This is a genomic window from Microbulbifer sp., from assembly GCF_051659245.1.
Classification (GTDB): domain Bacteria; phylum Pseudomonadota; class Gammaproteobacteria; order Pseudomonadales; family Cellvibrionaceae; genus Microbulbifer.
Genome location: NZ_JBOFOC010000103.1, coordinates 1 through 23,074, shown reverse-complemented (window position 1 = coordinate 23,074; position 23,074 = coordinate 1). Strand labels below are relative to the sequence as shown.

Below are 23,074 nucleotides of genomic sequence, written 5' to 3'. Positions count from 1 at the left end.
TCCTCCTTGTGCTAAAGTGCGCCCTTCAGTTGAAGGGAGAGAAACCATGCACTGCCTGAATGTGGAACTGGGGGAGCGCAGCTATCCCATCGTGATCGGTTCGCAATTGCTGGGGGATCCGCAGTATCTACTGCCCTATATCCGCGGCAAACAAGTCTGCGTGGTGACCAATGAGACGGTGGCACCCCTCTACCTCGAACGGTTGCTCGATGGCCTGGCGGGCTTCGGGCAGGTCGATACCCTGGTGTTGCCGGACGGCGAGGCCTTTAAAACGCTGGATACCCTGGAACGCATCTTCGACTGCCTGCTGGAGAAGCGCCACAACCGCGGCACCACCCTGATCGCCCTGGGTGGTGGCGTGATCGGCGATATGACCGGCTTCGCCGCCGCCTGCTACCAGCGCGGCGTGGACTTCGTGCAGATTCCCACCACCCTGCTGGCACAGGTGGACTCATCCGTCGGAGGTAAGACCGGCGTCAATCATCCCCTGGGGAAAAATATGATCGGCGCCTTCTACCAGCCCAGGGTGGTACTCGCGGACATGGACACCCTGTCCACCCTGCCGGATCGCGAGCTGTCCGCCGGCATCGCCGAAGTAATCAAATACGGCCTGATCTGCGATGCCCCCTTCTTCAGCTGGCTGGAGGAACATATGCCGAAGCTGACGGCGCGCGATCCCCGGGCACTGGCCTACGCGGTGGACCGTTGCTGCCGGGACAAGGCGGCGGTGGTGGCGGAGGACGAGCGGGAATCCGGCAGGCGGGCCATACTGAATTTCGGCCACACCTTCGGCCACGCCATTGAGGCGGTGCAGGGCTACGGCAACTGGTTGCACGGGGAGGCGGTGGCTGCGGGTATGGTCATGGCCGCGGAGCTGTCGCGCATCCGCGGCGCCATCGACGGGGAAGTAGTGGCGCGAATCCGTGCCCTGCTGGCTGCCGCACAGCTGCCGCAGGAATCGCCCGGGGGAATGACAGTGGGGGACTACCTGGAGGCCATGGCGGTGGACAAGAAAGTGCTGGACGGCCGCCTGCGCCTGGTGCTGTTGCGCAGCTTGGGGGACGCCCATATCAGCGACGACACGCCGCGGGAACAGCTGGAAGAGGCGCTGAAAATCTGCGGCGCCGGGTGACTGATCCCTCGCGAACCGGCGAACCTGAGGACTATTTGGCAATAGTGATCACAAAAAGAAGATAAGTCGGTGTTGGCGCCCATGGGCAGAAGATAAATCTGGGAAATATTGCAATTCCAGGGGGGCGCCATTAATATTGCGCGCCCGCCGGAGAAAACCCGGCAAAAAACAACGTCGAAGAAGCCCGCTTGCGGGCTTTTTTTAACTGTGAGGAAGTCTATGGGTAGCAGCGGCCTGTATCGGTTGGATGAGTTCAAAGACAACTGTGGCTTCGGTCTGATCGCGCACTTGAAGGGCGAGGTCAGCCACAAGTTGCTACAGACGGCGATCGAGTCGCTGACCTGTATGACTCACCGCGGCGGCATCGCCGCCGACGGCAAGACCGGTGACGGCTGCGGTCTGCTGCTGCAAAAACCCGATGCGTTCCTGCGTGCGGAAGCCAAAGTGCACTGCGGCGCTGAATTGACCGATCGATACGCCGTGGGTTCGATCATGCTGCCGCTGGACGAGGCGGAAGCGCAAAAAAACCGCGATATCCTCTGCCGCGAGATAGAGGCCCAGGGGCTGCGCATCGCCGGCTGGCGCCCGGTTCCCACCGAGCCCGAGTGCCTCGGCCCCATCGCCCGGCAAACCCTGCCGCACTTTGAGCAACTGCTGGTCAACGACGCCGAAGAACCCCTGGGGGAGGCGAAATTCAACGCGCGGCTGTTCGTAGCCCGGCGCAGGGCGGAGCAGCAGCTGGGGGAGGGCGTGTACATCGCCAGTCTGTCCACAGGGGTGCTCTCCTACAAGGGCCTGATGATCCCGGCGGACCTGCCGAAATTTTTTCCCGACCTGGCGGACCCGAGAATGGAGACCGCCATCTGTGTGTTTCACCAGCGCTTTTCCACCAACACCATGCCGCTCTGGCCGCTGGCGCAGCCCTTCCGGCTGCTGGCGCACAACGGCGAGATCAACACCATCACCGGCAACCGCAACTGGTCGGTGGCGCGCACGCCCAAGTTCGCCAGCCCGCTGATCCCGGAACTGGCCGAACTGGCGCCGCTCATCAATCGCGAGGGCTCCGATTCCTCCAGCCTGGACAACATGCTGGAGATGCTGACCGCCGGCGGTATGGAACTGCACCGCGCCGTGCGCATGCTGGTGCCGCCCGCCTGGCAGAACGTGGAGGACATGGACGCGGACCTGCGCGGCTTCTACGAATACATTTCCATGCACATGGAGCCCTGGGATGGGCCCGCCGGCCTGGTGATGACCGACGGCCGCTACGCGGTGTGCACCCTGGACCGCAACGGCCTGCGCCCGTCCCGCTGGGTAATCACCAAAGATGACCTCATCACCGTGGCCTCGGAAGTGGGCGTGTACGGCTACAAACCCGAAGATGTGGTGGCCAAAGGCCGCCTGGGCCCGGGGCAGATGCTGTCGGTGGACACCCGCGAGGGTGTGCTGATGCACACCCGCGACATCGACGACATGCTCAAGCGCTCCCAGCCCTACAAGCGCTGGCTGAAGGAAAAGGCGCGGCGCATCCGCTCCACCCTGGTCACCGCGCCGGTGGACAACAATTTTTCCTTCGAGCAGTTCAAGGTCTACCAGAAGCTGTTCAGCTCCTCCCTGGAGGAGCGCAATACCGTGGTGCGGCCGATGGCCGAGGCCGGCCAGGAAGCGGTGGGCTCCATGGGCGACGACACCCCCATGGCGGTGCTTTCCCGGAACAACCGCTGCCTGTACGACTACTTCCGCCAGCAGTTCGCGCAGGTGACCAACCCGCCCATCGACCCCCTGCGGGAGACGGTGGTGATGTCCCTGGAGACCTGCCTGGGGCGTGAGAAAACGGTATTCGAGGAGACCCCCGAGCACGCGGACCGCGTGATCCTGGCCTCGCCGGTGCTCTCCCATATGAAGTACACCGCGCTGCTGGAGCTGGACAGGCCCGGCTTCGAGTCGAAGATCTTCGATCTCAACTACGACCCGGCGCAGCTGGATCTCGAGGCGGCGATCAAGAAACTCTGCGCCGATGTGGAGGCCGCGGTGCGCGGCGGATCGGTCATCATAGTGCTGTCCGATCGCGAAATCGCCGCCGACAAACTGCCTATCGACGCCCTGCTGGCCACCGGCGCGGTGCATCACCACCTGGTGCACGCCGGCCTGCGCTGCGACTCCAACATTGTCGTGGACACCGCCAGCGCCCGCGACGCCCACCAGCTGGCGTGCCTGATCGGCGTGGGCGCCACCGCGGTGCACCCGTATTTCTCCTACAGCATCATCAACCACCTGATCGACACCGGTGAGCTGCTGCTGGATGCTGCGGAAGCACAGAAAAACTACCGCAAGGGCATTATCAAGGGGCTGCTCAAGATCCTCTCCAAGATGGGTATCTCCACCGTGGCCTCCTACCGCGGCGCGCTGCTGTTCGAGCTGGTGGGCCTGGATCGCAATGTCGTCGATCTCTGTTTCCCCGGCGCGCCCAGCCGCATCCAGGGCGCCGGCTTTGCCGAACTGCAGAGCGATATGGCCGAGCGCGCATCCCTGGCCTGGAAGCCGCGCAAGCCGGTGTCACCCGGCGGCCTGCACAAGTTCGTCTGGGGCCAGGAATACCACACCTTCAACCCGGATGTGGTAAACACCCTGCGCCGCGCCGCGCGCACCGGCGACTACGCGGTATGGCGCGACTACGCCGCGCTGGTAAACCGGCGCCCGGTGGCCACGCTGCGCGACCTGCTGGATTTCAAAGACGGTATCCAGCCGATTCCGCTGGAGGAAGTGGAGCCGGCGGAAAATATTCTGCGCCGCTTTGACTCCGCCGCCATGTCCCTGGGAGCGCTGTCCCCGGAGGCCCACGAATCCCTGGCCCAGGCCATGAACCGCCTGGGCGGCCGCTCCAACAGCGGAGAGGGCGGCGAGGACCCGGCGCGCTTCGGCACCGACAAGGTGTCCAAGATCAAGCAGGTGGCCTCCGGTCGCTTCGGCGTGACCCCCCACTACCTGGTCAACGCCGAGGCACTGCAGATCAAGGTCGCTCAGGGCGCCAAACCCGGCGAGGGCGGCCAGTTGCCCGGCGGCAAGGTGAACGAGCTGATTGCGCGGCTGCGCTACTCGGTGCCCGGTGTCACCCTGATCTCGCCGCCGCCGCACCACGATATCTATTCCATCGAGGATCTGGCACAGCTGATCTTCGACCTGAAACAGGTCAACCCCGATGCCCTGGTATCGGTGAAGCTGGTGTCCCGCCCGGGGGTGGGCACCATCGCCGCCGGCGTGGCCAAGGCCTACGCCGACCTGATCACCATCTCCGGTTACGACGGCGGTACCGCCGCCAGCCCCATTACTTCCATCCGCTACGCCGGCTCCCCCTGGGAGCTGGGCCTGGCGGAGACCCACCAGACCCTGCGCGCCAACGACCTGCGCGACAAGGTGCGGGTGCAGACCGACGGCGGTCTCAAATCCGGCCTGGACGTGGTTAAGGCGGCGATTCTCGGCGCCGAGAGCTTCGGTTTCGGCACCGCGCCCATGGTGGCCTTGGGCTGTAAATACCTGCGCATCTGCCACCTGAACAACTGCGCCACCGGCGTCGCCACCCAGAACAAGGATCTGCGCGACCAGCACTATATCGGCACCGCGGAGATGGCGATGAACTTCTTCCGCTTCGTGGCGGAGGAGACCCGCGAGTGGATGGCGGGCCTGGGCGTGCGCACCATCGAGGAACTGGTGGGCCGCGTCGACCTGCTGCGCGCTCTGGAGGGGGAGACGGAGAAGCAGAAGAAGCTGGACCTGTCGCCGCTGCTGCACACCGATGCATTGCTCGACAGCAAGCCCCAGACCTGCCTGAGGCCCAAGAATGAACCCTGGGACAAGGGCGAACTGGCCGAGCGCATGGTGGCCGATTTGCTGCCGGCGATCGAGAACCTGTCCGGCGGCGAATACTCCTACCGGGTCACCAACTGCGACAGATCTATCGGCGCGCGCCTGTCCGGCGAGATCGCCAAGCGCCACGGCAATCAGGGCATGGCGGGCGCACCGATAAAACTGCGTCTCACCGGCGTCGCCGGTCAGTCATTCGGGGTGTGGAACGCCGGCGGCCTGGAAATGTACCTGGAGGGTGATGCCAACGACTATGTGGGCAAGGGCATGGCCGGCGGCAAGCTGGTGATCCGCCCGCCGCAAAACAGCGCCTTCGCCTCTCAGGACACCAGTATCGTGGGCAACACCTGCCTCTACGGCGCAACCGGAGGCAAACTGTTCGCCGCCGGCCGCGCCGGCGAGCGTTTCGGCGTGCGCAACTCCGGCGCCTTCGCGGTGGTGGAGGGCGCCGGCGACCACTGCTGCGAATATATGACCGGCGGCATGATCGCCGTGCTGGGCAGCACCGGGGGCAACTTCGGCGCCGGCATGACCGGCGGCTTTGCCTATGTGCTGGACCTGAAGCGCAACTTCTTCGACAAGTGCAACCACGAGTTGATCGAACTGCGCCGCATCAGCAGTGAAACCCTGGAGCCCTACCAGAGCCACCTGCGTCAGGTGATCGAGGAATTCGCCGCGGAAACCGGCAGCGAATGGGGCGCGGAGTTGCTGGACAACTTCGACGACTACCTGAGCAAATTCTGGCTGGTAAAGCCGAAGGCGGCCAGCCTCGCCGGCCTGCTCGCGGACGTGCGCAAGCGCGGCGAATAGCGGTAGCGAAAGGTTTCGAGCGGTAGCGATGAAGATTAAGAGCGGGGTGAATGAGTTATGAAAGAAAGACTGAGCAACGATTTCCAGTTTATCGAAGTGGGCCGTGTCGACCCGCCGAAAAAAGACATCATCACCCGCACCAACGAGTTCGTAGAGGTCTACCAGCCTTTCGGTGAGCGCCAGGTGGCCAGCCAGGCACACCGCTGCCTGGACTGCGGCAACCCCTACTGTGAGACCGGCTGCCCGGTGCACAACTATATCCCCAACTGGCTGAAGCTGGTGACCGACGGCAATGTCATGGAGGCGGCCGAGCTGTGCCACCAGACCAACACCCTGCCGGAAGTCTGCGGCCGCGTCTGCCCCCAGGACCGCCTGTGCGAGGGCGCCTGCACCCTGAACGACGGCTTCGGCGCGGTGACCATCGGCAGCGCGGAGAAATACATCACCGACACCGCTTTCGCCCTCGGCTGGCGCCCGGACCTGAGCCACGTGCAGAAGACCGACAAGCGCGTGGCGGTGATCGGTGCCGGCCCCGCCGGCCTCGGCTGCGCCGACGTGCTGGTGCGCAACGGCGTGCAGCCGGTGGTATTCGATAAATACCCGGAAATCGGCGGCCTGATCACCTTCGGCATTCCCGAGTTCAAACTGGAAAAATCGGTGATGCAGCTGCGCCGGCAGATATTTACCGATATGGGAATCGAGTTCTGCCTCAACACCGAAGTGGGTGTGGACATCAGTTTCGAAGAGCTGCTCAACGACTACGACGCGGTGTTTATGGGCATGGGCACCTACAACTATATGAAGGGCGGTTTCCCGGGCGAGGACCTGCCCGGGGTACACGACGCGCTGCCGTTCCTGGTGGCCAACGTCAATCGCAATATGGGCTGGGAACGGAATCCCGACGAGTTTATTTCCGTCGAGGGCAAGCGCGTAGTGGTGCTGGGCGGCGGTGACACCGCCATGGACTGCAACCGCAGTTCTATCCGCCTGGGCGCGAAGAGCGTCACCTGTGCCTACCGCCGCGACGAGGAAAACATGCCCGGTTCCCGCCGCGAGGTGGCCAACGCGAAAGAAGAGGGGGTGAAATTCCTTTTCAACCGCCAGCCGGTGGAGATTGTCGGCGATGGCGCGGCGAGCGGCGTCAAGGTGGTCACCACCCAACTGGGCGACCCGGACGAAAACGGCCGCCGCCGCCCACAGGTGGTGCCCGGCTCCGAGGAGATCATCCCCGCGGACATCGTTCTGGTGGCCTTCGGCTTCCGCCCCAATCCCCCTGAGTGGCTGGCGGGGCACGATGTCGAGACCGCCGACTGGGGCGGCGTGGTGGCGCCGGAGAAACAGCAGTTCAAATTCCAGACCAGCAACGAAAAGGTCTTTGCCGGCGGCGATATGGTGCGCGGCTCCGATCTGGTGGTTACCGCCATTTGGGAGGGCCGCCAGGCCGCTGAGGGCATCCTCGATTATCTGGACGTGTAACACGGTTTCCTGCGGGTGCGCTGCGACACCTGCCACGCCGAGCACCTGGTCGCTTTCAGTTGCAAACGCCGTGGCTTTTGCCCGAGCTGCGGGGCGCGGCGCATGGCCGAGAGCGCTGCCTCGTTGGTCGACGAGGCGCTACGCGAACAGCCCATGCGCCAGGTGCTCAGCTTCCCGTACCCGTTGCGCTTTCTGTTCGCCAGCCGGCCGGCCGTTATGGGCCAGGTGCAGGGTATCGTCTGCCGCGTCATTGCCACGCATCTGATCAAGAAAGCGGCCGCGCAGGGTACCAGCATCTTGCGGATGGCCCCCATGGCCTTTTCCGCCTTGCCCTCCTGGATAAAGCCGATGGCCCCGTTGACGCCAGAATTACCGCGGTGTCCACCCAGTGGCCGAGGGCGGCGGTGATCGCGGCGGCGGCGAGCAGGACGTAGATCAGGATATTGTGGAAGTGGAGTGCGAAGCGCAGCAGAGGGTGGCGCCCGGGCGCCGCGGGCAGGCGGTTGGGGCCGTATTCCTGCAGTCGCGCTCTGGCTTCCGCGTCGCTCAGGCCGGAGCTGCCAGACTCGAGTTCAGCCGCCGCCTGCTCCGCGGACAACTGGTGCCCGTGTGGGTGCGACATGATGGGACGCCCCTGCCCGCGCCGACAATCAGTCCACCTTCACCGGTGAGACAAAACCGCTCGGCTTCAACGCGATCAGCGAACAGTGGATTTTTTGCAGCACGTTTTCCGCGGTGTTTCCCATCACGAAGCCGGAGATGCCGGTGCGCGCCACTGTGCCCATCACCAGGATATCGAAACCCCGATCCTCGATCAGGGACGGGATCATCTCGTCCGGACGGCCGATGACGCGCAGGGTTTCCAGTTTGCCGCCGATGCCGGAATCCTCGATCAGTTGATCCAGGCGCGCGTTGTGGCCAGACTGCGCCTGCCAGGTGGCCTCGTCCAGTTCCTTATCGGAAATACTCACGGAAAAATTCTGGCGCAGGTAGGCGTCGATCTCGAAATCCCAGCAGGAGATGACGTGCAGCTCGCCGCTGCAGCTGTCCGCCAGGGAGCGCGCCAGAGGCAGCAGGCGCAACGCCAGTTCGCGCCCCGCTGGCTCCTCGCTCTCCGGGTCCACGGCCACTGCGACCTGGATATCGGTGCGGGGGCGCTCGATGGGCCGGCACAGCCACACCGGGCAGGGGCACTTGCGCAGCAGGTTCATGTCCACGGCCTTGAACCCCCGGCTGCCGCTCTCAGCGTCCTTGACCACAAGGTCGTAGCCGCCGCGCAGCACATTGCGCACTACTCGCTCCGCCTGGGTGTTGCCGGGCTCCACCGCTACCGAAACCTCGGGAACCCCTTGCTCCGAACTCAACCCGGCCCGCGCGGCGTCCAGGGACTGGCGGAAGCGATCCTTGAGGGCGTTGATATACAGCTGCCGGTAGCCGCCCAGGCTCTCCGGCAGCTCCGGGCACAGGATCAGGGCGCTGAGCGCGGCGTTGTTGTTGCGGGCGAGGCTGAGTGCCTGCATCAGGGCAGCCGACTCCCCGCCCAGGCCATGACTCACGAAAAGAATGTTATGAAAATTCTGCATAACCAATACCTTGTCCTTGGGCTTGCCAGCATTAATGGTGGAAATGTGCGGCTTCCCCGCCACCCGCGACAATTGAATGGATTCGGAAATATTTCGTCACCAAACCTTACCAACTTAGCCGAAACCGGACCAAGGGAAGTGCGAATGGGCGAATCCGGGCAGTTGCGCACCCAGCGCATGGGCATAGACACCCACGAGGAGCGGTGGTGTATATGCGCAGTGATTGCGACATCTGCCGCGCCGAGGGCTTCCGGGCCAACGCGCGGCTGCAGATCGCGCCGGTGAGCGCAACCTGATTGCCCCCCTGAACACCATCGGCCTCTCGGACAGCGCTTGGGAATACCTGTACCTGGGCCGCGGCGGCCTCCAGCCCCAAGGCACCGGCGCCGATCATGCAGAATTATTCTGCGGCGCCGGTTGGGGCCTGGCGCGATATTTTTTCTAACACTCGGCTTTCCGAGGATTCTAGTGCTTTTAAGCTAAAGAAAGAGAAAAAAGCGCCTATTGCTTCCCTGCTGGCACTGGCCGGGATGATCTATTGCATAGCCGGGTTAATAGTTGGGGGTAGCCTTTTTTCTGCACAGGAGCTGTGCGTGCTCTACCTGCTGTCCGTCATCGCTCTGGCGGCTCTGTTGGCGCCGGCATTGACCCGCGTGCTGGGCCTGCGCGCCGGCTGGCTGTTGACGCTGGCACCGCTGACGGCTTTTGTGTGGTTCGTGGCGCGCATCCAGGCGGTGGCCGCCGGCGGTGCGATCTTCGAGAGCCTGGAGTGGGTGCCGGCTCTGGGCATCCGCCTCGGCCTGCGCCTGGACGGCCTGGCGCTGCTGTTCGCGCTGCTGATCAGCGGCATAGGCGCGCTGATCGTCTTCTATGCCGGCACCTACCTGCGCGGGCATCCGCAACTGGGGCGCTTCTACACCTACCTGCTGCTGTTCATGCTGGCGATGCTCGGCCTGGTGCTGGCCGATGATATGGTGGCCATGTTCGTGTTCTGGGAACTGACCACCATCGCTTCCTTCCTGCTGATCAGCTTTCTCTACGATAAGGCGGTGTCGCGCCGCTCCGCCCAGCAGTCGCTGCTGATCACCGCCGGTGGCGGCCTGGCGCTGCTTGCGGGTCTGATCCTGCTGGGCGGCGTCAGCGGCAGATGGCAGTTCTCCAACCTGGACGCGGCGCAGGTGGAGGGCAGTACTCTGCTGCCGGCGATAGTGGCCCTGGTGCTGCTGGGCTGTTTCACCAAGTCCGCGCAGGTGCCTTTCCACCTGTGGCTGCCCAACGCCATGGACGCGCCCACTCCGGTGTCCGCCTATCTGCACTCGGCGACCATGGTCAAGGCCGGCATCTACCTGCTGGCGCGGCTCAACCCGGTGCTCGGCGGCGCCGCCGGCTGGGGGCCGCTGCTGATCGGAATCGGCGCCGCCACCGCGCTCACCGGCGCCCTGGTGGCCATGCGCCAGACCGACCTCAAGCGGCTGCTGGCCTACACCACGGTCACGGTGCTCGGCCAACTGACCATGCTGATCGGCACCAACACCAGCTACGGACTACAGGCGTTCGTGCTGTATGTTGTGGCCCACTCCCTGTACAAGGGTGCGCTGTTCATGGCGGTGGGTTCCATCGATCACGTCACCGGTACCCGCGAGGTGACGCGCCTGGGCGGCCTGATCCACACTATGCCGTTGACCGGCGCGGCGGTGGCCCTGGCGGCCTTCTCCAATGCCGGCCTGCCGCCCTTCTTCGGGTTTATCGCCAAGGAGTTCCAGTACACCGGGCTCATGGAGATGGGTGGGATTGGCTGGGCGGTGACCCTGGTAATGATCCTAACCAACGCGCTGTTGTTCGCAACCGCGGGGCTGGTGTTCGTGCGCACCTTCCTCGGTCCGCGCGGGGATTATCCGCGCGCACCCCACGAGGTGCGGCTGCCCATGTGGCTGGGGCCGATGCTGCTCGCCATCGGCGGCCTGGTCCTGGGTGCCTGGAACGCCTGGTCGGAGACCTGGCTGGTGAACACCGCGGTCCAGGCGGTGGCGCGGGGGCCGGTGGACGTGGAGCTGTACCTGTGGGGCGGCATCACCCCGGCGGTGGTGGCGAGCCTGGTCACCATGTCCCTGGGGGTGCTGATCTACCATTTCCGCGATGCGCTGCGCGAGCTGCTGGACCGGGCCAGCGCGGTGTGGGACATCAGCAGTGACCTGCTGTGGGACCGGCTGCTGAAGCGCGTCTTCCTGATCGCGGAACTGCTCGCCTCCCGTTTCCAGCACGGCTCGCTGCGCCAGCACCTGCTGATACTGGCGCTGGCGGCGGTGGGGCTGTCACTGTTCGGCCTGGCGCCGCTGGGGCGGCTGTTGGCAGGGGCCAGCTTCAGCCCGATACCACCCCTGGCCCTGGCCGGTTGCCTGCTGGCGCTGGCCGGCGGCGCGGCGGTGGCGGTGATGCCGGGGCGCCTGGTGCTGGTGGCAGCCCTCGGCAGCAGCGGCCTGGGCCTGGCGCTGGTATTCGCCGCGGTCAATGCGCCGGATGTGGCCATGACCCAGCTGATGGTGGAAACCCTGGGCCTGGTGTTCCTGGCGCTGGTGCTGCGCGACATGCCCCGCTCGCGTCACGGCGGCGCGCGCGCGCCCTGGCGGCGGCGCCTGCACATCGGGGTGGCGGTGCTGTTCGGCCTGTGCGTGAGCGGCGCGCTGCTGCTGGCGGTGAGCCTGCCGCTGCCGGGGGACATGGCCCGCTGGTACCTGGAGAACAGTGTGCCGGGCGGGCACGGCGAAAATGTAGTCAATGTGATCCTGGTGGACTTCCGCGCCTTCGATACCCTCGGCGAGATACTGGTGCTGGCTCTGTCTGCTCTGGCCGCGGCGACCCTGCTGGGCGGCGGCCCCCTCTACCGAGGTGGTAAGCGCGGTGGCGAGCGCGGTGAGGACGCCTTCTCCTCACCGCTGCTGCACCAGGGGCTGCGCCCGCTGGCGTGGCTGCTGCTGGCCGTATCCGCGCTGTTGCTGTGGCGGGGCCACAACCTGCCCGGCGGCGGATTTGTCGGCGGCCTGGTGGCCGCCTGCGGTCTGATCCTGTTGCTGCTCACCTTCGGCCGCGGGCAGCTGCGCCGGTTGCTGCCCCTGCGCCCGGCGCAACTGATCGGCCTGGGCCTGGGTTGCGCGGCCCTCGCCGGGGTGCTCGGCCTGTTGGCGGGGCAGGAGTTCCTGCGCGGCCTCTGGTGGGTGGCGCCCGGCGACCTGTCGCTGGGCTCGCCGCTGTTGTTCGACCTGGGGGTGTTCCTCACCGTGTTCGGCTCGGCGCTGCACATGCTGGAGCGGCTGGCGGGGGAGGGCGGCTGATGGAGTGGCTGGCGGCGCTCACCGTCGGCGGCCTGGCCGGGCTCGGCCTGTGGATGCTGCTGGCGCGCAACCTGAAGCGGGTGGTGCTGGGGATCGGGCTCCTGGGCAACGCCATGAACCTGGGGGTGCTAACCGCCGGGCGCTTCTTCGGTGAGCGCGCCGCCTTCGCCGACGGCGGCGCCGGGGATGCGGCCAATCCGCTGCCCCAGGCCCTGGTACTCACCGCCATCGTCATCAGTTTCGGGCTGTTCGTGTTCGCCCTGGCGCTGCTCAAGCGCACCCGCGAGTTGCACGGGGGCAGATCCACGGATTCCGTCAGTTCGGTCACCGAAAAGCCGGCCCCGGACCTGCATCACAGCGATCGCGGGGAGCGGGAGCGGTGAGCGCTGTATCTGGGAGCCTACTGTTGGTGGCCCCGGTTCTGGTGCCCCTCTCCAGCCTGCTGCTGTGTGCGCTGCTGCGTGGCCACCTGGTACTGGTCAAGTACCTGAGTTTCGGCGGCGCCCTGCTGCTGCTGCTGCTGGGCCTGCGCCTGGTGTGGCTGGCGGCCGGCGGCACCGTGCTCGCCGGGCAGGTGGGCGGTTGGCCGGCGCCCTTCGGCATCAGCCTGGTGATCGACCGCCTGTCGGCGGCGATGATCGCCATCAGCGCGCTGATCGGCCTGGTGACCCTGGCCTATGGCGTGGTGGGGGAGGGCGCGGGGCCACGGGTGGAGCGGGATTTCCACCTGTTCGTGCAGGGCCTGCTCACCGGTATCTGCGGCGCCTTTGTCACCGCCGACATTTTCAACCTGTATGTGTGGGTGGAGGTGCTGCTGGTGGCCGCTTTCGCGCTGATGTCCCTGGGCGGCGGCGCGCGCCGGCTGGCGGGCAGCATGATCTACGTGGCCCTCAACCTGTTCGCGACCATGATTTTCCTTCTCGCCGCCGGCCTGGTGTACGGCGCCAGCGGCACCCTCAACATGGGCGAACTGGCGGTGCAGGTGCGCGCGGGCAGCGCGCCGCCGGGGGTGACTCCGGCGCTGGCGCTGATGCTGCTGGCCTTCTCCATCAAGGCGGCGCTCTTCCCTCTGTTCGGCTGGCTGCCGGCCACCTACCACGTGGCCATGACCGCGGTGTCGGCGATGTTTGCGGGGTTGCTGACCAAGGTGGGGGTCTACACCCTGATCCGCCTGGTGACCCTGCTGTGGCCGGACTACGGTCCACTGCAGCAGCTGCTGCTGTGGGTGTCCTGCGCCACCATGCTGGTGGGGGTGCTGGGGGCCGCGGCGCAGACCGAGGTGCGGCGCATCCTCTCCTTCCATATCGTCAGCCAGGTGGGATACATGGTGCTCGGCCTGGCCCTGGCCACCCCCCTGGCCCTGGCCGGCTCGGTGTTCTACGTGATCCACCACATAGTGGTGAAGGCCAACCTGTTCTTTATCGGCGGCATGGCCGCGCGCTACTGCGGCTCCGAGCGGCTGGCCGCCATGGGCAGCCTCTACGCGCGGCAGCCGTGGCTGGCGCTGCTGTTCGCGATTCCCGCGCTGTCCCTGGTTGGTGTACCGCCACTGTCCGGGTTCTGGGCCAAGTTCCTGCTGGTGCAGGCCAGCCTGGACGCCGCCGCCTGGTGGCCCGCCGGCATCGCCCTGCTCACCGGGCTCTTCACCCTCTTGTCCATGAACAAGATCTGGAACGAGGCCTTCCTCAAGGTCCACCCGCACGGCGGGGCCGGCCTGCGGCGGCCACTCGGCCTGCGCGCTGCCTGGGTGGGTACCGCGGGCCTGGCGCTGCTCACGGTGTCGATAGGACTGGGCGCCGGCCCGGTAGTGAATTACGCCCTGGACGCCGCGGCACAGCTAGCGGAACCAGAGGCTTACCTGCGGCCATTTGCCGGGGGAGCGGAGACGGAGGGTAGTGAATGAGGTTGTTTGCGTTGCACCTGCTGGCCTGCTTTGTGCTGGCGCGGGTGCTGGAGCTGGGCACCGGCGGCGTTGCCCTGGCCTTTGTGGCGCTCTATGTGCTCTGCCGCCTCTTGGGGTTCGGGGTGTCGCGCCTGCGCCGCTACGCGCGCGCCCTGGAGCGGGGGGCGGTCTTCTGCCCCTGGTTTGCGTTCCAGGTGTTCCGCGCCAGCCTGCATGTGGCCAGATTGGTGCTTGCGCAACCGGTGCGGGTGGCGCCGGCAGTGATCGCGCACCCGGTGCGCGGGCGGGGCAGGGGCAGCGTGACCCTGCTCGGTCTGCTGCTTACGTTGACGCCGGGCACCCTGGCCCTGGAGTACGACGAAGCCGCGGGCCTGCTGTATATCCACGCCTTGGACGCGCGGTGTGGGGAGCGTGTGCAGCACCTGGTGACGGAACTGGAACGCCGCCTGCTGGCCTGGATAGAGGCGGACGGCGAGGAGGAGGAGAATCCATGACCCCGCAACTGGCTGGCGCCGCCTGGGTGCTGCCCCTGGCCGCGTCGTTGCTGGCCGTGAGCGGCCTGCTGATCTTCTACCGCCTGTTGCGCGGGCCGCGGCGCCCGGACCGGGCGGTGGCCATAGACGCGCTGACGCTGCTGTCGGTGGCGGCCATGGCCCTCGGTTGTCTGTACACCGGCCAGGGGGTGCTCCTGGATGTGGCGGTGCTGCTGGCGCTGGTGTCTTTCCTCGGCACCGCGGCCTTCGCGCTGCTGTTTGGCGCCTCTCCCGGCGCAGGAAAGCCGCGGGGGGAGACGAAGGAAGAGACGCGGCCGGAGAATCGCTCGTGAACGCGCTGCTGGCCTGGCTGGCTTCGCTGCTGGTGCTGGGCGGGGCGCTGATTTCGCTGGTGGGCGCCGTGGGTGTGCTGCGCCTGCCGGACAGCTACAGCCGCATGCACGCGGCGAGCAAGGCGGGGGTGCTGGGGGCGGTGCTGCTGTTGGCGGCGGTGGCGGTGGCCACCGGCGGGCGGCTGGCGGGGGAGGCGCTGCTGGCGCTGTTGGTGCTGATGGCCAGCGCGCCCATGGCGGCGCATGCCATTTCCCGCGCGGCCTATCGCGCGGGCATAAAGCCGGAGTTGGGGCCGCTGGGGGACGCGCTGGAGCGCGATCGGCGGGACGGGGGTAGTTGACCGGTCTGGACGCTGGGGTGCGCCGCACAGGAGGCGGTGGCGGCCCCGCTGCCATCGGCCGTTCGCTCAACAGCCTTATCGGCACAAATCGGCAGGACAGCCGATTTGGGCGCCGCAGGCGTCCGAAGGGCGAGGGCCATGGATGGCCGGAGTCAATCATTTCACGAACGGCCGCCGCCGCCCGCAGGTGTGGTCCCTGGCTCCGAGGAGATCATTCCCGCGGATATATAGTCCTGGTGGCTTTCGGCTTCCGCCCCAGCCCCCCCGAATGGCTGGCGGATCACGGTGTCGAGACGGCCGACTGGGGTGGCGTGGTGGCGCCGGAAAAGCAGGAGCACAAGTTCCAGACCGGCAACGAGAAGGTCTTCGCCGGCGCCGATATGGTGCGCGGCTCGGACCTGGTCGTCACCGCGATCTGGGAGGGGCGCCAGGCGGCCGAGGGGGTCCTCGACTACCTTGATGTATAACCTGGGACCGCCGAGCCTATCCCCTTGGAGTGCTGGCATCAGAAGTGAGGCTTCAAGATCCCGCAGTAGAGCGATAGGCTGTACAAAAATGAAGCATTGGTCGAAGTAATCACTCGGTCAGTTCAGCTTCATTCCCAAAGGACATCAGGTCCAATAAAAATTCATGTAGTCGAATATCGGAAAACGAGATGCACCGGTCAGGATATGGCGCGCTGCGGTTCGGCCATGACCACCGCCTGGCGCAAAGTATCGACGAATCGTGCCAGGGCCGGCGTCCAGGTGTCCGGTTCGGGTGCGGCAAAGTAGGTATCGACCTCCGCGATGGGCTTCGGCAGTTCCAGGTAGTGGATACCGAAGCGATGCTGGTGCGCCTCGACAGTCACTCGGGGGAGCACGGTATAGCCCATCCCGGCAGAGACACAGCCGAGCATGGCGTCCAGTGTGCCGAACTCGAAAATCCGGGCCGCATTGACTCCATAGGATGCCAGCAGCAACTCGAATGGCGTCGGAACTCCACTACTACCTCAATTCCGAAGCCGGTCGTCGCGTCATCGCCGAACAATACGTCGGACTGCCGTATGAGAAATTGCGGTAAGACACCCAACCCCTCTCCCAAGGGGAGAGGGGTCACGGATTAGCGGACAGATGCCGGTCGCTACATGGACTGGCGCAGGTCCCCTTCGACGGTGAAAGTCACATCGGTCACCCGGTTTTCCCAATCGTAGTTTTGCTCGCGAACCACCGACAGCGTCTCGCCGCCAAGGCTGCGATTGGCGCGGTCGGGTTGTTGCAGTTTGTTCAGCTCCTGGTCCGTGAGCGGCACCGCCGGCCCGGCGACGATGTCGTATTGGCCGGCGTCCACCGTGGTGAACTTGCCGGTCATCGGGGCTCCGTATTTCCGCTTGCTGACGTTGCCCAGTGTCCAGCGGATCGAATTCGCGCCGAACTCGTTGGTCATCCAGGCCCAATCCCATTGGCTGTAGCCGCTGATGTGCTGATGCAGGTACTGGTCCAGTACGTCCTCAGCCGCGTTCAGGTTGTTGCGACCGCCGAAGGTATACACCTCCCAGGGCCGGTGGGTGGGATGGTCGGTCCGGGCGTTGCCGCTCCAGCGCAGGAAGTTCTCGTAGTTGACGTTGTAGTCCATGAACATCCGCGAGTGGTAGGGAATGTCCGCCGTTTGCTTGAAGAAGGTGATGGTGATTTCGCGCTTGGTGCGCGGCGGCATTTGGGCGCGGTACTGCGCGCTTTGCGAAACGGTGTTGCTTTCGCCGCGCGTTTCGCTCCAGCCTTGAGTGGTGCTGAACTCGGCTTTGACTTCTGTGCTGGTGCCCATCACCTTCAGGTCGAACTCATAGGTGTTGGTGATGCCGATGGTCTCGGTGAAGGAGAAATTGTCCTCTTTCGACCAACTCTCAGTTTCATTGTAGGACAGCGTGGCCACCTTGGTATCGGTGGTGTTGCCTTCATTCTTGATGACGTAGGTGACGGTCTTGATCGGCACGCGGTTGTACACCTGTGGCTCCCCCAGTTCCAGGTCGCCGGGGTTGGTGAGAAAGCGCAGGTTGGACAATCGCATTTTCAGCCGGTCGTGGGCGCGGTAGCCGTCCGAGTATGGGTCGTTGCTGTGGTAGCGGGCCTGCAGGGTATATTGGCTGGCATGGTCCCGGTGGATGCTGAAATCTTCGCCGACTTTGTTCGAGCCGGTACCGCTGCACCACGCGTAGCCGAGGAAGTGGGCCAGATAGATGAGCGGTTCATGGAATTCCGGGTCGGAGACGATGGCGTATTTCAGGCTGGCGGCGTCCTGCCGGGCGTATTCCTTGTCGGGGTAATCCGGTATGTCGTCCGGAACCTGGGCCTGAAGTGTGAGCGGGAAGGCGAGTGCGCTGGTCAGCGCGGCGGCCAGAGCGGCCGGTGCGCGAGTGTGTAACATGTTGGGTTCCTTGGTTTTTCTATTGGCAGTGATTCGCAGCCTTGCCATCAAGTCGCTTTGGTGACAAAACCCCGCCGACGGGAATACATCGCGCCGTCAACGTACCGCGGCAGCCCTGCTCCCTGCGAGGCTGTCGATGACCGGCGCCATCATGACGTAAAGCCATTTCGGCATGCAAAAGATGAGTCGTTTTTTGTGCGAAATTCGTCGTTTTTCAGGGACTGTTTCGATCAGTGCAGAGCTTTCTTCGACAGGCAACAATGCCGACTTATGGTGACTTCGAAATCGCCCTGATCACCGTCGACATTCCCGAGTTCAAACTGGAAAAGTCGGTGATGCAGCTGCGCCGGCAGATATTTACCGATATGGGAATCGAGTTCTGCCTCAACACCGAAGTGGGTGTGGACATCAGTACATCCCTGTAGGCTTGTCGGCGAGCTCCCTCTCGCCGACAAAACGGCAGGAGCCGTTTTGGACGCCGAAGGCGCCCGGAGGGCGAGGGCCATGGATGGCCCGAGTCACAGCCTCGCGAAAAGCCACTGCATCAGGATCCGATCAGATTCTTTGTCCCCTGTCTTAGCCCCTCTGTCCCCTGTACAATAGCCGCCTTTTTAACCAGCCCATTGTACCCATGCCCGAAACAAAGCCCTCCGAACTGAAAAACGACCGCTTCCTCCGCGCCCTGCAGCGCCAGCCGGTGGACCGCACCCCCGTGTGGATGATGCGCCAGGCGGGCCGTTATCTGCCGGAGTACCGCGCCAGCCGCGCCAGGGCGGGCAGTTTCCTGGACCTGTGTCGCAACACACAACTGGCCTGCGAGGTCACTCTGCAGCCCCTGGAGCGCTACCCGCTGGACGCGGCCATTCTGTTTTCGGATATTCTCACCATTCCCGATGCCATGGGCCTGGGCCTCTATTTCGAGGAGGGGGAGGGGCCGAAATTCCGCAAGCCGCTGCGCTCCGCCGCGGATATCGAGGTACTGAAGGTGGTGGATAGCGAGCGGCAGCTGGATTACGTGATGAACGCGGTTTCCACCATCCGCCGCGAGCTGAACGGCCGGGTGCCGCTGATCGGCTTTTCCGGCAGCCCCTGGACCCTCGCCACCTACATGGTGGAGGGTGGGTCCAGCCGGGATTTCGCCCGCAGCAAGGAGATGCTCTACAACCGCCCCGGGCTGATGCACCAACTGTTGGCGGTGCTGGCGGACTCGGTGACCGATTACCTGAATGCGCAGATCCGCGCCGGCGCCCAGGCGGTGCAGATCTTCGATACCTGGGGGGGCGCCCTCAGTCACTCCGCCTACCGCGAGTTCTCCCTGCAATATATGGCGCGTATCCTGCAGGGCCTGATCAAGGAGGCGGACGGCCGCCCGGTGCCGGCGATCCTGTTTACCAAGGGCGGTGGCCAGTGGCTGGAGGCGATGGCGGAGACCGGCGCCAGCGCCCTGGGGCTGGACTGGACCACTGACTTGCGCGGCGCCCGCGCCCGGGTCGGCGACAGGGTGGCGCTGCAGGGCAACCTGGACCCGGCGGTGCTGCTGGCGGAGCCGGCGCGCATCCGCGCCGAGGTGGCCGCGGTGCTGGAATCCTACGGCCGCGGTCCGGGACATATCTTCAATCTGGGTCACGGCATCACGCCGCAGGTGGATCCGGAGCACGCGCGGGCGATGATCGAGGCAGTAGTGGAGCTGTCGCCCCTGTACCACTCCTGACCAGTGTCCTGTCTGGCTGTTCAGTTCTGTGACCGCGCTCACAGCTTTTGTGTGTACCGGTATTCATTCCGCCGTGTTATAAATATGCCCGGTGGAGCTTTACTTCTGCTTCGCCCTCCCGACCCACCTTATCCGGCGGTAGCAGCGTGGCGATTGAACAGGCAAAAGTCTTGGTAGAGGATCTGCAGCGCGGCATGTTCGTGTCCCAGCTCGACCGGCCGTGGACGCGCACTCCCTTTGCCCTGCAGGGCTTCTATATCCGCGACCTGGAGGAAATCCGCCAGCTGCAGAAATTTTGCCGCTTCGTCTACGTGGACGTGATCAAGAGTGTCGGCGATGTGGGTGCCAGGCTGCGCCGGCTGAGCCGAACCGACGTTCCCAGGGGGAAATCTGCCGCCAGCGGGGCGCGTAGTCGCCGCCCCGCCCCGGTCATTCCCTGCCGCCCGGTGCAGGTTTCCCACGATGCCTACCCGGCTCCCGCGCCGGTACAGAGCGAGGCCGGCAATGCCCGCAATCTGCACCGGCAGATATTGAGTGGTATGGATCAGGTGATGGCGCAGATCCACAGCGACAGGCCACTGCCACTGAAACAGGTCAATAAAGTGGTGGAGGATCTGGTGGAGAGCGCGCTGCGCAGCCCCGACGCCTTCGCCTGGCTGGCGCGGGTGCGGGAGAAGGACGAGCACACCTACAGCCACTCGGTGCGCGCCAGTATCTGGTCGCTGGTATTCGGCCGCCATATCGGCCTGCGCCATCGCGAACTGACGCAGTTGGCGCTGGCCACACTGCTCAAGGACGTGGGCAAGCTGCGCCTCAGCCCCGAAGTACTGCGGGCGGCAAAGCGGGATTCACGGACTGAACTGGCATACCGCAAGTTCGTCGACCACAGTGTGCAAATGCTGTCGGCGGATGCGGATATGGATTCCCGGGTACTCGATATCGTCCACTGCCATTGCGAACAGCACGACGGCAGCGGCTACCCCCGCGGGCTGCGCGGCGACCGGATTCCGGTGCTGGCGCGAATGTGCGGCATCGTCACCTTTTACGACGAAATCACCAATCCCCGCGGTGTGAAATCCCCGGTCGCGCCGTCCCGGGCGGTGACGCAGCTCTACGACCGGCGGGGAGCTGCCTTCAACGAGCAGTTGACGGTGGAGTTTATCCAGTCCATCGGCCTCTATCCCACCGGTACCCAGGTGGAGCTCTCCACCGGCGAAGTGGCTGTGGTCGTGGAGCAGACCTATGGGCGGCGCCTGAAGCCGAAAGTGATGGTGGTACTGGACCGGGACAAGCGGCCGCTGCCGGAGGCCCGGCTGTTCGATATGGCCGCGGACGACGATCGCAGGCAGAAGCTGATCGAGCGCGGCAAACTCCCCCCCGGCGACGGAGTCACTATCGTGCAGGACCTGGAGCCCAGCCGTTTCCCCCAGGTGGATGTGGCCGCGGTGCGCGACCGCTATCTGTTCAGCCGGCAGCGGTTGCCGAACTTCCTCTCCCGCCTGCTGAAACGCTGAGGGGCCGCACCAGCAGCGTCAGCAGTGCCGACAGGAGCACCAGCGCGGCCAGCAGGCCCGCGAGCGCTTCGACGCCGATTCCCCGATCCAACAGTACCCCCGCCACCAGCGGCGACACCGCCGTCGCCAGCACCATCGCCGCCTGGGAGACAGAGCGGATGGCGCCCAGGTGGCGGCTGCCGTAGCGCTCCGGCCAGAGGGCGCCCCCGGCGGTGCCGGTGCCCGCCTGGGTGATGCCGAGCAGCGTCAGGTAGGCATAGGGCACCCAGCCGTCCCCCCGCAGAGACAGCAACAGCAGGCCGGCAATCATCGGCACCAGGGCCAGCGGCAGGCAGCGCCGGGCACCCAGGCGGTCGACCAGGCCGCCGGCTACGAACAGCATCAGCAGGTGGCCCATGGCATAGCCGCCGAAGGCGCCGGCCATCAGCGTCAGCGGCCAGCCGCGGCTCTCGCCGATGGCACCCTGGTGGAAGAGCACCGCGGTCACCACAAAGGGTGTCATCAGCGCCGCCGGCAGCAGTAGATAAAAGCCCGGATCGCGCAGTACCTGGGCGCGGGTATAGCCGCTGCCGTCGCCGCTGCTTTGCGCCCTGCCCCCCAACCGCCCGGTCCCGCCCGCGAGGGCCAGCAGGCCCGGCAACACCAGCAGCACCAGCAATGCCGCGGAGACATACCAGGCGCTGCGCCAGCCACCCCACTGGATCAGCAGGGCGCCCCCGCCCGGCAGTATCGCCTCGGCCAGCGGAAAACCGACCGCGGCCAGGGCGATGACTTTGCCGCGGTTATCGCTGAAGTGGCGGCCCGCGGTGGTCATGCCCAGGTGGGTCATAAAGCCCTGGCCGGCAAAACGCAGCAGGAAGAATCCCGGCAGCAGCGCCCAGGCGGCGGGCGCGCCGGCCATCAGCAGGCAGGCGGCGGCCAGCAGCAGGGTGACGAGCAGGGCGCTGCGGCGCAACGGCCAGCGGTCCACCAGGCCGCCGCAGGCGAACAGCGCCAGGGCCGAGGCGAGCGTGGCTCCGCTGTAAACCATGCCGTAGTGGGCGTGGCTGAGGGAAAACTCGGCGCGCAGCGCACTGCCGAAAATCGAGATAAAAAATGTCTGGCCGAAACCGGATGCGGCTACGGTGAGCAGGGCAAAAAAGGCGAGATTTCCGTCGTGGCGAATAAATATGGGCAGCGGGAACATAAAACGGGACTCGGGACTCGGGACTCGGATGGGCAGGGTGCGCCGTGCGCACCGCTAAATCAGATCGCCGAAATGCTGCCCCATCTTCACCTGGCTCTCAGCCCGTAGTGTTTCCAGCCAGCGCACCTGGTCGGCGCCAAACAGCAGGATCACCGTGGAGCCGAGTTTAAAGCGGCCCATCTCCTCGCCTTTTTCGAGATGAACCGGCGTATTGTCGTCGTAATTGGTGGTGCGCACCCGGCGCTGGTGCGGGGTCACCAGACCGGCCCACACGGTTTCGATGCTGGCCACGATCATCGCTCCCACAAGAATCACGGCCATTGGGCCGGCGGCGGTGTCGAACAGGCACACTACCCGCTCGTTGCGCGAGAAGAGCCGCGGTACGTTTTTTGCGGTCACGGTATTGACCGAAAACAACTGGCCCGGCACATAGGTCATGCTCTTCAGGGTACCGGCAATCGGCATATGCACCCGATGGTAATCCTTCGGCGACAGGTACACGGTGGCGAAGTGGCCGCCGGTAAACTTTGCCGCGGTCCCTGTATCGCCACCCACCAGCTCCAGCAGGCTGAAATCGTGGCCTTTGGCCTGGAAGATGCGCCCGTTGTGAATTTCCCCCAACTGACTGACACCGCCGTCCGCGGGACAGGCGAGTGCGCTTTCCCCCTCGACGATCGGGCGCGCGCGCTCTTTCAGGGCGCGGGTAAAGAACTCGTTGAAACTCCGGTAGGCGGTGCAGTCCGGCTGCTCCGCCTCGGTCATATCCACATCGTACTTGTCCACGAACCAGCGGGTGAAGGGGTCCTTGATCGCCTTGATGCGGGTTTCCGCCAGCCAGCCGGCGGCGCGGGACAGGGCCCGTTGCGGGGTCAGGTATTGCAGTGTGGTAAATAGTTTGGGGTGCATAGAGTTATTTCTGGTCCGTATAAATTCTTATTTCGTAACTGCTCACCCCTGTAGGAGCGGGCCATGCCCGCGAACAGAGCCTGATCGCGGGCA

The 23,074-nt window shown here is 65.3% G+C and carries 17 protein-coding genes and 3 pseudogenes; 14 read left to right on the top strand and 6 right to left on the bottom strand.

Going from position 1 to position 23,074, the window contains the following annotated elements:
* Nucleotides 1-46 precede the first annotated feature (46 nt).
* The 4 genes and pseudogenes from aroB to ACRC0P_RS11000 form a co-directional block, all read left to right on the top strand.
* Entirely contained in the window at nucleotides 47-1,132 is a 1,086-nt protein-coding gene (gene aroB / locus ACRC0P_RS11015) for a 3-dehydroquinate synthase (protein WP_438630804.1), read from the top strand.
* A 219-nt stretch (nucleotides 1,133-1,351) separates the two neighbouring features.
* The gene (gene gltB / locus ACRC0P_RS11010; RefSeq protein ID WP_438630802.1) at nucleotides 1,352-5,803 is read left to right on the top strand and encodes a glutamate synthase large subunit; all 4,452 of its coding nucleotides are present in this window, start codon (nucleotides 1,352-1,354) and stop codon (nucleotides 5,801-5,803) included.
* Between the two features lie 57 nt (nucleotides 5,804-5,860).
* The gene (locus tag ACRC0P_RS11005) at nucleotides 5,861-7,279 is read left to right on the top strand and encodes an FAD-dependent oxidoreductase (RefSeq protein ID WP_438630800.1); all 1,419 of its coding nucleotides are present in this window, start codon (nucleotides 5,861-5,863) and stop codon (nucleotides 7,277-7,279) included.
* Nucleotides 7,280-7,555, top strand: a pseudogene (locus ACRC0P_RS11000) (transposase zinc-binding domain-containing protein); the annotation flags it as partial. It abuts the gene before it with no gap.
* Here ACRC0P_RS11000 and ACRC0P_RS10995 read toward each other — a convergent pair.
* Nucleotides 7,545-7,901 carry a cation-transporting P-type ATPase gene (locus ACRC0P_RS10995; RefSeq protein WP_438630798.1) on the bottom strand — a complete coding sequence of 119 codons (357 nt, stop codon included), beginning with the start codon at nucleotides 7,899-7,901 and terminating at the stop codon, nucleotides 7,545-7,547. The pseudogene ACRC0P_RS11000 and the gene ACRC0P_RS10995 sit on opposite strands and share 11 nt — an antisense overlap.
* Before the next feature lie 28 nt (nucleotides 7,902-7,929).
* Complete coding sequence (locus tag ACRC0P_RS10990; protein ID WP_438630796.1) at nucleotides 7,930-8,862, bottom strand: universal stress protein; 933 nt, start codon at nucleotides 8,860-8,862, stop codon at nucleotides 7,930-7,932.
* A gap of 593 nt (nucleotides 8,863-9,455) precedes the next feature.
* Between ACRC0P_RS10990 and mbhE the strand changes: the two genes are divergently transcribed.
* The 7 genes and pseudogenes from mbhE to ACRC0P_RS10955 all read left to right on the top strand — a co-directional run.
* Nucleotides 9,456-12,191: a hydrogen gas-evolving membrane-bound hydrogenase subunit E gene (mbhE, locus tag ACRC0P_RS10985; protein ID WP_438630794.1), complete on the top strand. Its 2,736-nt coding sequence runs from the start codon at nucleotides 9,456-9,458 to the stop codon at nucleotides 12,189-12,191.
* Nucleotides 12,191-12,574 (top strand): sodium:proton antiporter, encoded by a 384-nt coding sequence (locus tag ACRC0P_RS10980; protein WP_438630792.1) that lies wholly within the window; start codon nucleotides 12,191-12,193, stop codon nucleotides 12,572-12,574. Before mbhE ends, ACRC0P_RS10980 begins: the two co-directional genes overlap by 1 nt.
* Before the next feature lie 26 nt (nucleotides 12,575-12,600).
* Complete coding sequence (locus ACRC0P_RS10975; protein WP_438630790.1) at nucleotides 12,601-14,094, top strand: proton-conducting transporter transmembrane domain-containing protein; 1,494 nt, start codon at nucleotides 12,601-12,603, stop codon at nucleotides 14,092-14,094.
* The gene (locus tag ACRC0P_RS10970) at nucleotides 14,091-14,588 is read left to right on the top strand and encodes a Na+/H+ antiporter subunit E (RefSeq protein ID WP_438630788.1); all 498 of its coding nucleotides are present in this window, start codon (nucleotides 14,091-14,093) and stop codon (nucleotides 14,586-14,588) included. The genes ACRC0P_RS10975 and ACRC0P_RS10970 overlap by 4 nt, the downstream gene beginning before the upstream one ends.
* Nucleotides 14,585-14,920 carry a monovalent cation/H+ antiporter complex subunit F gene (locus ACRC0P_RS10965; RefSeq protein WP_438630786.1) on the top strand — a complete coding sequence of 112 codons (336 nt, stop codon included), beginning with the start codon at nucleotides 14,585-14,587 and terminating at the stop codon, nucleotides 14,918-14,920. The genes ACRC0P_RS10970 and ACRC0P_RS10965 overlap by 4 nt, the downstream gene beginning before the upstream one ends.
* Nucleotides 14,917-15,261 carry a monovalent cation/H(+) antiporter subunit G gene (gene mnhG / locus ACRC0P_RS10960; RefSeq protein ID WP_438630784.1) on the top strand — a complete coding sequence of 115 codons (345 nt, stop codon included), beginning with the start codon at nucleotides 14,917-14,919 and terminating at the stop codon, nucleotides 15,259-15,261. The genes ACRC0P_RS10965 and mnhG overlap by 4 nt, the downstream gene beginning before the upstream one ends.
* A 166-nt stretch (nucleotides 15,262-15,427) precedes the next feature.
* Nucleotides 15,428-15,728: pseudogene (locus ACRC0P_RS10955) on the top strand (FAD-dependent oxidoreductase); the annotation flags it as partial.
* Nucleotides 15,729-15,925: 197 nt separating this feature from the next.
* Here the strand turns inward: ACRC0P_RS10955 and ACRC0P_RS10950 are convergent.
* A pseudogene (locus ACRC0P_RS10950) lies at nucleotides 15,926-16,231 on the bottom strand (LysR substrate-binding domain-containing protein); the annotation flags it as partial.
* A 152-nt stretch (nucleotides 16,232-16,383) separates the two neighbouring features.
* Complete coding sequence (locus ACRC0P_RS10945) at nucleotides 16,384-17,664, bottom strand: aerolysin family beta-barrel pore-forming toxin (protein WP_438630782.1); 1,281 nt, start codon at nucleotides 17,662-17,664, stop codon at nucleotides 16,384-16,386.
* 260 nt (nucleotides 17,665-17,924) lie between these two features.
* On the opposite strand from ACRC0P_RS10945, the gene ACRC0P_RS10940 reads away from it, so the two are divergent.
* From ACRC0P_RS10940 to ACRC0P_RS10930, 3 genes are all read left to right on the top strand, one after another.
* On the top strand, nucleotides 17,925-18,089 hold the full coding sequence (locus ACRC0P_RS10940; RefSeq protein ID WP_438630894.1) for a hypothetical protein: 165 nt from the start codon (nucleotides 17,925-17,927) through the stop codon (nucleotides 18,087-18,089).
* 206 nt (nucleotides 18,090-18,295) lie between these two features.
* The gene (gene hemE, locus ACRC0P_RS10935) at nucleotides 18,296-19,375 is read left to right on the top strand and encodes a uroporphyrinogen decarboxylase (protein ID WP_438630780.1); all 1,080 of its coding nucleotides are present in this window, start codon (nucleotides 18,296-18,298) and stop codon (nucleotides 19,373-19,375) included.
* A 146-nt stretch (nucleotides 19,376-19,521) separates the two neighbouring features.
* A complete protein-coding gene (locus ACRC0P_RS10930; protein ID WP_438630778.1) occupies nucleotides 19,522-20,889 on the top strand; it encodes an HD-GYP domain-containing protein in 1,368 nt (455 codons plus the stop codon).
* On the opposite strand, the gene ACRC0P_RS10925 is transcribed toward ACRC0P_RS10930, so the two are convergent.
* Both ACRC0P_RS10925 and asd read right to left on the bottom strand, forming a co-directional pair.
* Entirely contained in the window at nucleotides 20,840-22,075 is a 1,236-nt protein-coding gene (locus tag ACRC0P_RS10925; protein WP_438630776.1) for an MFS transporter, read from the bottom strand. The genes ACRC0P_RS10930 and ACRC0P_RS10925 overlap by 50 nt on opposite strands.
* A 54-nt stretch (nucleotides 22,076-22,129) precedes the next feature.
* Nucleotides 22,130-22,981: an archaetidylserine decarboxylase gene (gene asd / locus ACRC0P_RS10920; protein ID WP_438630774.1), complete on the bottom strand. Its 852-nt coding sequence runs from the start codon at nucleotides 22,979-22,981 to the stop codon at nucleotides 22,130-22,132.
* Between the last annotated feature and the right edge of the window lie 93 nt (nucleotides 22,982-23,074).

Bases quoted from the DNA above. Each gene is read 5' to 3' on its own strand.
- asd (WP_438630774.1), bottom strand. From the start codon at position 22,981: ATGCACCCCAAACTATTTACCACACTGCAATACCTGACCCCGCAACGG.
- ACRC0P_RS10925 (WP_438630776.1), bottom strand. From the start codon at position 22,075: ATGTTCCCGCTGCCCATATTTATTCGCCACGACGGAAATCTCGCCTTT.
- aroB (WP_438630804.1), top strand. From the start codon at position 47: ATGCACTGCCTGAATGTGGAACTGGGGGAGCGCAGCTATCCCATCGTG.
- ACRC0P_RS10995 (WP_438630798.1), bottom strand. From the start codon at position 7,901: ATGTCGCACCCACACGGGCACCAGTTGTCCGCGGAGCAGGCGGCGGCT.
- hemE (WP_438630780.1), top strand. From the start codon at position 18,296: ATGCCCGAAACAAAGCCCTCCGAACTGAAAAACGACCGCTTCCTCCGC.
- ACRC0P_RS10965 (WP_438630786.1), top strand. From the start codon at position 14,585: ATGACCCCGCAACTGGCTGGCGCCGCCTGGGTGCTGCCCCTGGCCGCG.
- ACRC0P_RS10970 (WP_438630788.1), top strand. From the start codon at position 14,091: ATGAGGTTGTTTGCGTTGCACCTGCTGGCCTGCTTTGTGCTGGCGCGG.
- ACRC0P_RS10945 (WP_438630782.1), bottom strand. From the start codon at position 17,664: ATGTTACACACTCGCGCACCGGCCGCTCTGGCCGCCGCGCTGACCAGC.
- ACRC0P_RS10940 (WP_438630894.1), top strand. From the start codon at position 17,925: ATGCCGACTTATGGTGACTTCGAAATCGCCCTGATCACCGTCGACATT.
- ACRC0P_RS10980 (WP_438630792.1), top strand. From the start codon at position 12,191: ATGGAGTGGCTGGCGGCGCTCACCGTCGGCGGCCTGGCCGGGCTCGGC.
- ACRC0P_RS10990 (WP_438630796.1), bottom strand. From the start codon at position 8,862: ATGCAGAATTTTCATAACATTCTTTTCGTGAGTCATGGCCTGGGCGGG.
- ACRC0P_RS11005 (WP_438630800.1), top strand. From the start codon at position 5,861: ATGAAAGAAAGACTGAGCAACGATTTCCAGTTTATCGAAGTGGGCCGT.
- gltB (WP_438630802.1), top strand. From the start codon at position 1,352: ATGGGTAGCAGCGGCCTGTATCGGTTGGATGAGTTCAAAGACAACTGT.